This window comes from Bradyrhizobium sp. CCBAU 51753 (assembly GCF_015291565.1).
Taxonomy (GTDB): Bacteria; Pseudomonadota; Alphaproteobacteria; order Rhizobiales; family Xanthobacteraceae; genus Bradyrhizobium; species Bradyrhizobium ivorense.
The window spans coordinates 5,835,000-5,847,569 of the sequence record NZ_CP030037.1 but is presented as its reverse complement, the minus strand read 5'-3'; the positions used below and the strand labels follow the sequence as shown (position 1 = coordinate 5,847,569).

Below are 12,570 nucleotides of genomic sequence, written 5' to 3'. Positions count from 1 at the left end.
ATGCCATTGTTTGTGAGGATGTTGACGCTGGCAGCAAGCCTGCTGCTGGCTGCGCCGGCGGCGCGCGCCGCCGAGGCGACGGCCGACGATACGGCGCGCTTTCTCGCCGGCATGGCGCCGTCGGCGGACTCGCCGCTCACGCCGTTGACCAAGAGCCCGGCCTGGCAGCGTCACGCAAGATTTTTCGACTCGGCCTTCGGCCAACTCGAGCAGCGGCAATTGTCGAAGATCCGCGCCTGGTCCGACGCCAATCTCGCCGCGCCGAAGCCGACCATGTTCTACATGTTCTCGGGTCCCGACTTCCTCTACGCCGACGCATTCTACGGCAAGGCGACCACCTACGTGCTGAGCGCGCTGGAGCCGCCCGGCAACGTTGCCGACTTGACCAGACTGCCGCCCGGCGGCCTCAGTGCGGCGCTCGCCAATGTCGAACATTCGCTGCAGTCGATCCTGAGCTTCTCGTTCTTCATCACCAAGAACATGAAGACCGACCTGCATGCCAGCCAGGTCGGCGGCACCTTGCCGATCCTCTATGTGTTCCTGGCGCGCTCCGGCAAGACGGTGCGTGACGTCAAGCCGGTCACGCTCGACGACAACGGCACCTTGGCCGTCGGCACCGACGTGCCGGCGCGCAGCAATGCGCGCGGCATCCGCATCCTGTTCGCCGGACCCGACGGGGTGGAGAAGACGCTGTACTACTTCTCGACCGATCTCTCCAATTCCGGCGTCAAGGCGAGCGGCTTCCTCAAGTTTTGCGCGACGCTGGCGCCAGGCAACAGCCTGATCAAGAGCGCGTCCTATCTGATGCACGGCGGCAATTTCACCACGGTGCGCAACTTCATCCTCGCCAACAGCGCGACCATCATCCAGGACGATTCCGGAATTCCGCTGACCTACTACAATGCGAAGAAGTGGCGCTTCTTCCCGTTCGGCCGCTATCTCGGTCCGATCGACAAGTTTCCCGGCCGCTATCAGGCGTCCTATGCGCAGCTGTTCAGCCGGGCGCAGCCGATCGATTTCGGCATCGGCTATCGCTGGCGCACCCATGAATCCAATGTGCTGCTGTCGGTGAAACTGCCCGATGACGGCACCGGCGCCGCGGAGGCCGCGGCCGCGCCCGAGGACGCCGCGCCGGCGGCGCCGCCAAGGCCGCGGCCGCGCAAGCCGCGTCCGCTCCCGCCACCGCCGTTCTGGTTCTGGCGTTAGCCGTAGCTTCGCTTCATCCGAGCTACGAGGCTCCCCACCTCCCCTTGAAAAGGGGAGGTCGCTTTGCTCGCAGAGCAAAGCGGGTGGGGATCTGCTCTCTCCATGGACACCGTCGCCTGCGGCTCACCCCCATCCCGACCTTCCCCCTTTCAGGGGGAAGGAGAAGACCATAGCCCGGATGCGCGTCTCACCACTTCACGCTCTGGCTCGGCACGATGAATGCCGTGGTGTTCGGCTTGCCCGGGTCGTGGACGAAGTAGGCGTAGGCGGCAACGATCAGGACGAGGAGCGCAAGCACGGCCAGCAGATCGATCTGCCGGGGGTCGTGCCCATTGTGGCTGATTTTCCAGCGCATTGTTGTTTCCTCCCCAAAGGGGCAACACGACAATGCGGCAGCTTCGCCACAGTTCCGCGCACCAGCAATGCGCGCTCATCCATTCTCGTTGACGCCGCGCCAGCGGCCGTAGCGCCAGGGCAGGTACCAGCGCGCACCTGGCGGCCTGGTCTGCGGCACGTTGTCGATTCCCGACGTGCCGAACGGGTGGCAACGCAGCAGCCGCGCCAGGGTCATCCAGCCGCCGCCCCACAATCCAAAGCGCTCGATCGCCTCATCGCCATAGACTGAGCAGGTCGGCAGATGCCGGCAGTTGTAGCCGACCAGCGGCGACAGCGTGTGGCGGTAGATCCAGATCAGCGCGCGGCCGAAATTGCGCGGCAGGCGGCGCACGAAGCTGGCACACTCCATGCATCCGTTGATGCATCGAGAAGGATGTGACGTTGGATGATCTGTCGGCAGCATGATCGCACTATGTACGTAGTCTTGCGGGGGTTCCAAGCCAAGGAACTCAGTCGCTGCAGATATTTACGCCACAGTTCGCAATTATCGCAGTGCACCGGTAGCGCTGCAGCAAGCGGTCCTATGGACGGTTTGCTTTGGCAACGCTACCGTTCCAGCAACGCGCAGATGACAGAATCATGGCGCGCTGACATGGGGCCATTGCCACCGCCGCTCGCGACCTTTGACTCGCGAAGTGGGGCTTGGGGGAAGGAACCAACTTGACGTTTCTGAGATCGCTTTCATTGCCCGGCTGGGCGCTGCTCGGCGCCGTTGCGATTTGCATCGCAGGTTCCGGCACGGTCACGACGCTGGGCAGTCAGGCGCGCGCAGGCTCGACCCTCGAGGAGCGCAAGCTGCCGATGAAGTTCAACTGGGTCGCCTGCCAGCCGAATTGCCGGGGCTGGGTGTCGGCGGTCGGCATCATCACCGCCGACAGCCCGAAGGAGTTCGACGAGTTCGCCCGCGGCCGGCAGCTCAATGGCGCCACCATCGTGCTCGATTCCTCCGGCGGTTCCGTCAACGACGCGATCGCGCTCGGCCGCCGCTTCCGCAGCCTGGGTGCGCTGACCACGGTCGGCACCAGCGTCGTTAGCCAGCCCGGGCCGGGCGACCGCGCCGGCGTGATGCCGGAGGCCTATTGCGAGTCGATGTGCGTGTTCCTGCTGCTGTCGGGCAAGACCCGCTACGTGCCGCCGGCCGCCCATGTCCGCGTTCACCAGATCTGGATGGGCGACCGTGCCGACGACGCGCGGGCCGCAAGCTACACCGCGCAGGACCTGATGATCGTCGAGCGCGACATCGGCCGGCTCGCCAAATACACCTTTGATATGGGCGGGGCAGGCGAGCTGTTGGCGCTCGCGCTCAGCGTGCCGCCGTGGGAGGATCTGCACGAATTGTCGGCCGACGAATTGCGGCTGACCAATCTCGTCACCACGGATGCGGTCGCGGACGTGCTGCCGCGCAAGGACGACGCCACTCCCGTCGCCGACGCCAAGCCGAAGGACCGCGACCGCTTCGTGAGCAGCGCGGCGGACGGCGAGGCCCAGCCGCAGCCGGTGCGGGCGACCAAGACCGCCGAGGTCGTGGCGACCGGCGGCACCGCGCCGCCGCCGCCGGCACCGGGGCAGCCGGCCAATCATTGATTGTCGTTGCGGAGCGCGCAGCGAAACGCCGCCCCGTTGGATCATTGGGTCGGGGTGTCTTCCCATACGATTACGGGAAAGAATGGCACGAACTGCACTTTGCGTGGTTGCCGCCTTGTCATAGGTTGAGCGTCTTGTATTTGAGGCGCACGTCATGTCCGAAGTTATTTCCAGCGCGGGCATCGTCGTACTCGGACTTTGTCCGGTCGCATTAACAGCCGTCGCTCTATTCATTTGATGGAAGTCCACCTGCCCAGTCGCGCCACTCGGGTCGGTAGAGCCTCAGCAACTGCCCCTGCACAGGCCCCCTAATGTTGCTGGGGTCGCATAGGAAAGGCCGCCTTCATCAGCGGCCTTTCTGCTGCCATCTCCGGCAGTGTTGTTCCGGAGCGCGTAGCGAGAGTAGCGAGCAGCCCGCATGAGCACAGCGACATGCGCAAACCGGTGAACCCTGCACATCGCTCCGCTGATGCGGGCTACGCTTTCTGCGTTTGCCGCACGCACGGCATCGAGTGGCATAGAACCTGCACTTCGTTTTTGTGCTGGGAATTTCAGTGTCCCAGTTCGGGAATAAAGCACCGCTGAGTGCGTTTTGAAACTGAAGGTGCCTTTTGCGGGTCACCGGCTGGTCTGAACGGTCCCACACAACGGCATCTGGAAATTCCGAAGAGCACGTCATTTTGAGGGAAGATGTTGAGCCAAGCACCTCCACGACAGGCCAGGTTCGTCGTTCGGACAGGAGGCACCGGCTGGATGGTTTACGACCGGGAGCGCAAGGGGCCGGCGCTTTTGAAGAACGCCGGCTTTGCCGAGAAACTGACGAAGGAGCAGGCCGAACAACTAAAGCAGGCGCTGACGGACGCCGTCACACCAACGAAAACGGGCAAGCCTCGGCCGTGAATGGCGCGTGGATTCGCCAAAGACAGCTTCCGTCTGCGGTCGCTCAATCGTGTGGAAGACGCTATGGGATTTTGAAGATCGCGATTTCGAGCCGGTGTGATCAGCGCCTTTCGTGAGGGTGCTTGTCGATATTCGCCTTTGCCTCGGCGATGGCTTGCTGCCTGCTCTGATACGTCACGGTCCGGATGATTTGGCCTCCCGCGGGCGGCGTGATCTCGACGAAGAAGCCGCCGCCGGGCTGCTCGATGACCGCCAACTGGTGACTTCGATACTCAAGATCGTCCGGCATCGTCTCTTTCCTGCTGGCGCCCGGCCACCATCGGCAACGAGGGCGCTGCACCAAAGCCAAGCTCATCATGTACCGAGACGACCCCAGCTCCGGGGGGCTTAGGGGCATTGAAGAGCCGGGGCCATCCCAGGTCGGGGGCGGCGGGCACCCGACCGTTCCAACGGCGCCGCGGCACGGACGTTCCAAACGGGCGGGAATCGGTGCTTGAGGGCTTTCGGAGCCAACGTCGCTTATCCCGCTTTCGGCCGTTGCTGATGTTGACCGCCCTCAGGTGTCCAAAATCATGTCCCGAGAGTGCGAAGCTGCCGTCCCACCCACAACTGTCATCGCCCGGCCTGTGCGCAATTGCGCACATGGACCGGGCGATCCAGTACGCCGCGGCCTCTCGGCTCAATCACTGCCGTCTCTGGAATACTGGATCACCCGCATGCGCGGGTGATGACACCGCGATTGTTGACAGTGGATCGAAAACGATCCCACTGTCGTCCTGGCGAAAGCAAGTAGCCCGCACGAGCGCAGCGACATGCGGGACTGTGTGACACCCGCCACGGTCCGCCTCCAGAAAAACGACGCCACTCATTCCGAGGCCCCTTCTTCATCGCGAAGCTCTTGTTGGACCATCTCGAGCATCCGCGCGATCAGATCGACGACTTGCTCCGTGTCCCGACCTGGGAAAAGCGCTAACACCGTATGATAGATTACGTCGAATACCTTGGGCTTAATTTTGGCTTGCTGCTCGACTGTACGCACGTACGATCGCCAAGCCTCGGGCGATCGCTCCTTGAGGGTCTTTATCAACTCGGCTGCATCGCCGGTCAGCGTCAACCGGTACGCCTTCTTCTCGGCGAGACGACGCGCTTGAATCTCTTTCTCGTCGGTCATCGCATCAACATCTGCTCGTGAGACAGCCCGCATCAGCGCAGCAACATGCGGGATCTGACGAACTCGCTTGCGGCGACGGAGCTGTCCGCAGGAATTTAATCAGTGAGTTGCCCGACGGCGCAAGCCCCTACTGCGAAAATAATTCGCTTTATCCGAATGACAACTCAAAGTATAGTTCGCTCATCTCATCCGATTGAGGGGCGCTTCGCGATCGTCACGGGTGTTGCGGTGAGATGCGGTGGCCGCTCCGGCGCACGAGACGAACGTGCCGGGGCGGACGGTGAAATCGTGTGGGCCTGACGCCCCAGTGGTTGGTGTCTCCTTGCACGACGCGCAAGCGTCGTTGCCGGGGCGGTGACAACAAAGCCCGGTCTCGCCGGGGTGAGCACGTATAAGCCGTAAAGCCATTGCGCAGGGAATGCCGGAGTTGCCTCCGCTGAACCTGTATGCTCGTGTGCGTTTCTTTTTCTACCCATGCACGCGAGACCGCGGGTGCAGCGCGCACCCGGCATTCCCTGCGCCCTCTGTTTTCAGAGAGGGCGGAACGAAAGACAAAGCTCGGGCAAGGGATGTCGCGAGAATGCCGAGTTATGTTTCCCGTCATCCTGAGGCGCGAGCCTTGCAGCGCACTTGCGCCGCTGCGCGAGCCTCGAAGGATGCACGGCCCGGCTGGTGGCCGATTCATCCTTCGAGGCTCGCAAGGGCTCGCGCCTCCAGCGACAAAGGCTTCGCCTTTGCGCGGGGATGACGGGTCTGGCGGGCGCTGCGTCGCGCGAACGGCGCGCACCGCCGCCTACGCCGGCTGCTTCGCCTTGGCCTCGATCTGGCCGATCGCGTCGACCACCGCATCGAACGTCAAGAGGGTCGAGGCATGGCGGGCCTTGTAGTCGCGGACCGGTTCGAGCAGGGCGATGTCGGCCCATTTGCCGCCCTCGGGCGGCTGGCCGTTGTCCTTCAGCATCTTGCGGACGGTCTCGCGCAGCTCGCGCAGTTCGTCCGCGCTGGAGCCGACCACGTGGCTGGCCATGATCGAGGACGAGGCCTGGCCGAGCGCGCAGGCTTTGACGTCATGGGCGAAGTCGGTGACCACGCCGCCGTCCATCTTGAGGTCGACCTTTACGGTCGAGCCGCACAGTTTGGAGTGGGCGGTGGCGCTGGCGTCGGGATCCTTGAGCCGTCCGAGGCGCGGAATATTGCCGGCCAACTCGATGATCCGCTTGTTGTAAATGTCGTTCAGCATGGGGACCGATGCCTGGTTCCGGCGCGCTTCCGGCGCTCTTGGCGGTTACGTTTCACCGTCCTATATATGGACCGCAACGCCGGAAACATAGTCCGGCCATGCGGCCGGCGCGGCCCACCTCCGCTCGCGACGGTGCTATAAGTATGGGACTCAGGCGCCCGGCGGCGTGAAATCCGCCCCGTCTGCCCGGTGACACATCCGGCCCCAAGGGTGAATGCCAGGGCCGGTCGAACGGAGAAGACATGGACGCCTTGATCAAATCGATCCGCCCCAACAAGCCGACCGACGCCAAAACCCCTGAAGCCCGTCCGGGCGAGCTCGACCCCGCCGAATTCCTGGCGGCCGCCGTCCGCGCCGACCAGCCGCGGCCGTCGCGCGCCGAGGCGGAAGCGGCGGTGAGGACGCTGCTCGACTACATCGGCGAGAATGTGAGCCGCGAGGGCCTGCTCGACACGCCGCGCCGCGTCGTCGAGGCCTATGACGAACTCTATCAGGGCTACCATCAGTGCCCGGCCGAGGTGCTGAACCGCACCTTCGGCGAGACCGCCGGCTACGACGACTTCGTTCTCATCCGCGACATCGAGTTCACCTCGCAGTGCGAGCATCACATGATGCCGTTCTACGGCAAGGCGCACATCGCCTATACGCCGGTGGAGCGGGTCGTCGGGCTGTCCAAGCTGGCGCGGCTCACCGACATCTTCGCCCGCCGCCTGCAGACCCAGGAGCATCTCACCGCGCAGATCGCAGCCGCGATCGACGAGGTGCTGAAGCCGCGCGGCGTTGCGGTGCTGATCGAGGCGGAGCATACCTGCATGTCGGTGCGCGGCGTCGCCAAGCATGGCGCGTCGACCTTCACCAGCCGCTTCACCGGGATGTTCCGCGACAATCCCGCCGAGCAGCAGCGCTTCCTGTCCCTGGTGCGAGGACCGAACCGGTAACCTCGCAGTTTTCCGAGCGAGGTTTCCGTGTCCGCATCGACCCACGATCACGACCGCGAGGAGGGGCTGGCGTTCCAGCCCAAATTCGACGCGGCAGGTCTCGTCACCTGCGTCGCGACCGACGTCGCGACCGGCGACGTGCTGATGGTCGCGCATATGAACGACGAGGCGCTGCGCAAGACCATTGCGACCGGCGAGGGCTGGTACTTCAGCCGCTCGCGCGGCGCGCTGTGGCGCAAGGGCGAAAGCTCCGGCCAGACCCAGCGCGTGGTCGAGATCCGCCTCGACTGCGACCAGGACGCGGTGTGGCTCAAGGTCGAGCAGCAGGGCGCGGCCTGCCACACCGGCCGCCGCTCCTGCTTCTATCGCGCGGCGAAGGCGGAGGGTGGCGCGGTCACCCTGTCGTTCGTCGACGCCGACCGGCTGTTCGACCCGGCAGAGGTCTATCGCAAGTAGGGTTGGCGGGGCTTAACGCACCGTTAACCATAATTGCGGCAGGTTGACATCATATGGGCGCCGATTGCCGGCGTCCGGCAGGGAACCGGCAAGGCACCGGACAAAGGCACCGAAGAGATGGCGGTCGACCTCTTCAATGCCACCAACGCGGCAGGTGCCGACCGCTCACGCCTGCAGATCGCAGGCTCGATCAAGCAGGCGGCCTCGAGCACCGGCGCGAGCTTCCAATACCTGCTGACCACCGCGAAGATGGAATCCAACTTCAATCCGCGGGCCAGCGCCTCGACCTCGTCGGCGCGCGGACTGTTTCAGTTCATCGACCAGACCTGGCTCGGCACCGTCAAGGAAGCCGGCAGCCAGCTCGGCTACGGCCAATACGCCGACGCCATCACCAAGAACTCCGACGGCAGCTACTCGGTCAGCGATCCCAGCGCGCGCAACGCGATCATGAAGCTGCGCGACGATCCGGATGCGGCATCCGCGATGGCGGCGGTGCTGACGCAGTCCAACAGCTTCAAGCTCACCGGCAAGATCGGCCGCCGCCCGACCGATGCCGAGCTCTATATGGCGCATTTCATGGGCGTCGGCGGCGCCGCCAAGCTGATCTCGAGCGCCGAGGATTCGCCGAGCATCAATGCGGCGGCGATGTTCCCGAAGGCGGCCGCCGCCAATCAATCGATCTTCTACGACAGGTCCGGCAGCGCGCGCAGCGTCGCTCAGGTCTATTCGGTGCTGACCACGCGCTATGTCGCGGCGGCCAATTCGCAGGACACGCGGACCGCGTTCGCTGCGGCGGGCGGCGACACCACGAGCCCGGTTGCGGTCGCGGGCGCCGCGCCGACGCCGGCGCTGACCATGGACACCGCGTCCTATCTTTCGACCTTCCCGGATGGGCGCGGCGTCACGCCGGTCGGCGCGACGTCGACAACGGCAGCGGCGCAGCCGGTGCCGGCGTTCCGCTCCCTCTACCAGGGCGGCGATCGCCCGCAGCCGATCTCGCCCGCGGTGCAGGAATTGTGGGGCAATTCCTCCTCGCTGACGTCAGCGGCGACGCCTTCCGTCCGCGTGCCGGGCCGGCTCGACCTGTTCAGCGATCCCAACGGCACCTACAGCGGCTAGCGCTTGACGTTCGTCCGTCGCACGCGGCGGCATTAACGAAACGTCAATAATCCCAAATGTTTATGGTGAACCCTTTGTTAAGCGTCATGGTTTATTTTTGGTTTTAGGGGGCATCGCAGTCCGATGCCGTTTCGTTGCGTAAGCCGGCAGGACCATGATCGTTCGGCAGTTTATTAGTTGGATTAGAACCGCTCCGGCAGGCGAGCGGGCGGAGGCCACGCGGGCCTTGGCGCGGGCTTGGCTGATTTCAGATCTCACCGAGGACGACCGCATCGCCGCCGAAGGCGCGCTGTTGATGCTGCTCGACGATCCGTCGCCCTTGGTGCGGCAGGCGATGGCCGAGGTCTTCGCGCGCAGTGCCGAGGCGCCGGCCGCGATCGTGCGGGCGCTATCGGCCGACCAGCCGGCGATCGCGCTGCCGGTGCTGGAACATTCGCCGCTGTTGATCGATGCCGATCTGGTCGACATCGTCGCGACCGGCAGCGATGAGATGCAATGCGCGATCGCGCGCCGCATCAACCTGCCGGCCTCCGTCTCCGCCGCGATCGCCGAGGTCGGCTCGGCGGCGGCGGCGCTGGAGCTGATCGAGAATCCCTATGCGGGGCTCGCGCCGTTCTCCTGGGACCGCATCGTCGAGCGCCACGGCCATCTCGCCGCGATCCGGGAATCGATGCTGGAGCTGGAGGACCTGCCGTCGGCGACCCGGATGGCGCTGGTGGCAAAACTGTCCGACACGCTGGCGCAGTTCGTCGTGGCACGGAACTGGCTCGGCGCCGACCGCGCCGAACGGATCGCGGGCGAGGCGCGGGAGCGCTCGACGGTGAACATCGCCGCGCGCGCCTTCGGCGCCGACATGCAGAACCTGATCACCCATCTGCGCGCCACCGGCCAGCTCACCGCGGGGCTGATCCTGCGCGCGCTGCTGTCCGGCAATCTCGACCTGTTCGGCGCCGCGCTCGCCGAACTGTCCGGGCTGCCCTACGGCCGCGTCTCCGCGCTGCTCAACGACCGCGGCGGCAGCGGGCTGCAGGCACTGCTGCGCAAGGCCGGCCTGCCGGAAACCACCTATGCGGCGTTCCGCGTCGCGCTCGAGGCCAGCCACGAGATCGGCTATGTCGATACCGGCGACGGTGCAGCGCGGCTGCACCGGCGGATGGTGGAGCGGGTGTTGACCCATTGCGAAACCGATCATTCGGCGGCCGAGCCGCTGCTGATCCTGCTGCGGAGGTTTGCGACCGAGTCGGCGCGCGAGGATGCGCGGATGTTCTGCGACGGGCTGGTCGCGGAAGACGCCGTTGCGGTCGTGCCTTACGACGACGACCTGATCGCGGCCTAGGCTGCGTCCCGACGAGAGATCAACGGCAAAACCGCCGCCGCAATCACGGCGGCGCTATTCGTTCGGCACGATGCTCGGCGCCAAAATCGCCTCGAGATGCTCGGGGCGGTCGCGGTTGGCGTGGGTCAAAAATTCGTCGGCGATGCCGCGCAGCTGCTTGCTCAGCACGCCGGCCACCATCGCGGTGTCGAGCTTGGTGCGCTCGCGCACGATCGCCTGCACGGCGTTGATGTGGTGGGCGATCAGCTCGGCCGGCACCGCGTCGAGATCCGGCGCGTGCTCGATGATCCGGCACAGGCTCTCCGCCGCCGCCGCCGCCGAGGGATAGCCGAACGTCGCGGCGTCGCCCTTGATGTCGTGAGCGGCGCGGAACAGCTCTTCGCGGGTCCGGTCGTTGAAGCCGTCACGCTTGATCGCGGCATGCGCCGCGGAGAGGCGGTCGGCCTCGATCGTCATCCATTGCTTGAACTCGCCGGAGAGGCCGGCGAGCGCCTTCTCCGCGCGCGCGACGGGATCGTCGAGATCGCTGTCTGGCACGCGCAGCAGCATCTTGCGCAGCGGATTGGGCTGCGTGATGACGTGATGGGTGCCGAAACTCTTGACCTCGATCGTCCCGGGCTTCTCTTTCGCCATGGCGGTATCCTAGATAGTGGTGCGCGCCTTCTCGAGCAGCGACGGTTGCTGCAGCACCTCGACCTCGCCGCTGCCGCGGCGCTCGGGGCCGATATAGGTGTTGGTGGTGTTGCGGCGGCGGTCGGGGCCGAAATAGGTCTTGGTCTTGATGAACGGCCGCGGATTCGCGACCACGTTGAGGATGCGCTGATAGAGTCCCTTGGCCGAGATCGGTTTTGCCAGGAATTCGGTGACGCCGGCATCGCGCGCCACGGTGACGCGGCGCTTCTCGGAATGCCCGGTCAGCATGATGATCGGCGCATAGGGGTTGCCCTTGGATTCCGGCTGCCGGATCATCTGCGCGAGCTCGAGCCCGTCGAAGATCGGCATCGACCAGTCGGTGATGACGATGTCGGGCACGTAATGGGTGTACATTTCGAGCGCGGTGGCGCCGTCCTCGGCTTCATAGACCTCGCGCGCGCCGAACGAATGCAGCAGCGTGCGCAGGATGCGGCGCATGTGCGGATTGTCGTCGCAAATCAGAAATCGCAGCTTGTTGAAATCGATGCGATACATGGTCCGGCCCTGAACGGGCACTACCTCGCCAATGCGGTATTACCCCGCGTTAACCATATCCCGCCCGCGGTTAATGAATGGTTGCCGGGCCGGGCCGCCTCCTTGTTGCATGGATCTCTTCGGAAAACCGGTACTCGGTTTTCCGGATCCATGGCTCAGGTGCCAAACTGCTCGCGCAGGATGCGCTCCTCCAGCGAATGGCCGGGGTCGAACAGCATTCGCATCGCGATCGTCTTGTCGGACAGGATCTCGACGCGGCGGACGTCGCGCACCTCGTCATGGTCGGCGACCGCCGCGACCGGGCGCTTCTCGCCCTCGATCACCTCGATCACCACGAAGGCGGAGTTTGGCAGCAGCGCGCCGCGCCAGCGCCGCGGCCGGAACGCGCTGATCGGGGTCAGCGCCAGCAGCGCCGCGTTGATCGGCAGGATCGGCCCCTGGGCCGAGAGGTTGTAGGCGGTCGATCCTGCCGGCGTCGCGACCAGGATGCCGTCGGCCATCAACTCCGGCATCCGCTCATGCTCGTCGATCAGGATGCGCAGCTTCGACACCTGGTAAGTCTGGCGGAACAGCGCGACCTCGTTGATGGCGTGATGCAGGTGGACGGCGCCGTGAATGTCGGTGGCGCGCATCAGCAGCGGATTGATCAAGGACTCCCGCGCCGACGCCAGCCGCTCGCGCAGGTCGTGGGTGGAATACTCGTTCATCAAAAAGCCGACGGTGCCGCGGTGCATGCCGTAGATCGGCTTGCCGGTGCGCATATGGGCGTGCAGCGTCTGCAGCATCAAGCCGTCGCCGCCGAGCGCGACCACGACGTCGGAGTCGTCGACCGGAAGGTTGCCGTACATGGCGGTGAGCTGCGCGAGCGCCGATTGCGCTTCTGCGCTCGGGCTGGCGACGAAGGCGATCCTGTCATACCGCTTGGCGTTGTTCATCGCTCACGAACTCGTTTGGCCCGGACTACGCCGCGCTCGTCTATACATCCTGCGCGGCCTTGTCGAGATGGTCCCCCGATCGACCGTTGCCTCGCCGGAGC

The 12,570-nt window shown here is 65.1% G+C and carries 15 protein-coding genes; 7 read left to right on the top strand and 8 right to left on the bottom strand.

Going from position 1 to position 12,570, the window contains the following annotated elements; genetic code table 11:
* Positions 1 to 1,206, top strand: coding sequence for a hypothetical protein (locus XH93_RS26730; protein ID WP_194469779.1), 1,206 nt, complete (start codon positions 1 to 3; stop codon positions 1,204 to 1,206).
* A gap of 187 nt (positions 1,207 to 1,393) precedes the next feature.
* Here XH93_RS26730 and XH93_RS26725 read toward each other — a convergent pair whose 3' ends face one another.
* Positions 1,394 to 1,561, bottom strand: a complete 168-nt coding sequence (locus XH93_RS26725) for a hypothetical protein (protein WP_194469778.1) — start codon at positions 1,559 to 1,561, stop codon at positions 1,394 to 1,396.
* 75 nt (positions 1,562 to 1,636) lie between these two features.
* Entirely contained in the window at positions 1,637 to 1,951 is a 315-nt protein-coding gene (yidD, locus tag XH93_RS26720) for a membrane protein insertion efficiency factor YidD (RefSeq protein WP_139484570.1), read from the bottom strand.
* Between the two features lie 311 nt (positions 1,952 to 2,262).
* Between yidD and XH93_RS26715 the strand changes: the two genes are divergently transcribed.
* Together XH93_RS26715 and XH93_RS26710 are read left to right on the top strand one after the other, a co-directional pair.
* Positions 2,263 to 3,186, top strand: coding sequence for a hypothetical protein (locus XH93_RS26715; RefSeq protein WP_194469777.1), 924 nt, complete (start codon positions 2,263 to 2,265; stop codon positions 3,184 to 3,186).
* A gap of 753 nt (positions 3,187 to 3,939) precedes the next feature.
* Positions 3,940 to 4,086 (top strand): hypothetical protein, encoded by a 147-nt coding sequence (locus tag XH93_RS26710; protein WP_246799307.1) that lies wholly within the window; start codon positions 3,940 to 3,942, stop codon positions 4,084 to 4,086.
* 100 nt (positions 4,087 to 4,186) lie between these two features.
* Here XH93_RS26710 and XH93_RS26705 read toward each other — a convergent pair whose 3' ends face one another.
* The 3 genes from XH93_RS26705 to XH93_RS26695 form a co-directional block, all read right to left on the bottom strand.
* Entirely contained in the window at positions 4,187 to 4,375 is a 189-nt protein-coding gene (locus XH93_RS26705) for a hypothetical protein (protein WP_194469775.1), read from the bottom strand.
* Positions 4,376 to 4,951: 576 nt separating this feature from the next.
* Positions 4,952 to 5,257, bottom strand: a complete 306-nt coding sequence (locus XH93_RS26700) for a hypothetical protein (RefSeq protein ID WP_194469774.1) — start codon at positions 5,255 to 5,257, stop codon at positions 4,952 to 4,954.
* A 793-nt stretch (positions 5,258 to 6,050) separates the two neighbouring features.
* A complete protein-coding gene (locus XH93_RS26695; protein WP_194469773.1) occupies positions 6,051 to 6,497 on the bottom strand; it encodes an iron-sulfur cluster assembly scaffold protein in 447 nt (148 codons plus the stop codon).
* Between the two features lie 242 nt (positions 6,498 to 6,739).
* On the opposite strand from XH93_RS26695, the gene folE reads away from it, so the two are divergent.
* The 4 genes from folE to XH93_RS26675 all read left to right on the top strand — a co-directional run bounded on the left by folE (position 6,740) and on the right by XH93_RS26675 (position 10,346).
* Positions 6,740 to 7,435, top strand: a complete 696-nt coding sequence (gene folE, locus XH93_RS26690; RefSeq protein ID WP_194469772.1) for a GTP cyclohydrolase I FolE — start codon at positions 6,740 to 6,742, stop codon at positions 7,433 to 7,435.
* A 27-nt stretch (positions 7,436 to 7,462) separates the two neighbouring features.
* Positions 7,463 to 7,891: a phosphoribosyl-AMP cyclohydrolase gene (gene hisI / locus XH93_RS26685; RefSeq protein WP_194469771.1), complete on the top strand. Its 429-nt coding sequence runs from the start codon at positions 7,463 to 7,465 to the stop codon at positions 7,889 to 7,891.
* Between the two features lie 117 nt (positions 7,892 to 8,008).
* On the top strand, positions 8,009 to 9,010 hold the full coding sequence (locus tag XH93_RS26680) for a transglycosylase SLT domain-containing protein (RefSeq protein ID WP_194469770.1): 1,002 nt from the start codon (positions 8,009 to 8,011) through the stop codon (positions 9,008 to 9,010).
* A 154-nt stretch (positions 9,011 to 9,164) separates the two neighbouring features.
* The gene (locus XH93_RS26675; protein WP_194469769.1) at positions 9,165 to 10,346 is read left to right on the top strand and encodes a DUF2336 domain-containing protein; all 1,182 of its coding nucleotides are present in this window, start codon (positions 9,165 to 9,167) and stop codon (positions 10,344 to 10,346) included.
* A gap of 54 nt (positions 10,347 to 10,400) precedes the next feature.
* On the opposite strand, the gene XH93_RS26670 is transcribed toward XH93_RS26675, so the two are convergent.
* From XH93_RS26670 to XH93_RS26660, 3 genes are all read right to left on the bottom strand, one after another.
* Positions 10,401 to 10,979 (bottom strand): Hpt domain-containing protein, encoded by a 579-nt coding sequence (locus XH93_RS26670; RefSeq protein WP_194469768.1) that lies wholly within the window; start codon positions 10,977 to 10,979, stop codon positions 10,401 to 10,403.
* Positions 10,980 to 10,988: 9 nt separating this feature from the next.
* A complete protein-coding gene (locus tag XH93_RS26665; protein WP_139484582.1) occupies positions 10,989 to 11,534 on the bottom strand; it encodes a response regulator in 546 nt (181 codons plus the stop codon).
* A gap of 155 nt (positions 11,535 to 11,689) precedes the next feature.
* Positions 11,690 to 12,469, bottom strand: coding sequence for an NAD kinase (locus XH93_RS26660; protein WP_139484583.1), 780 nt, complete (start codon positions 12,467 to 12,469; stop codon positions 11,690 to 11,692).
* Positions 12,470 to 12,570: the final 101 nt, after the last annotated feature.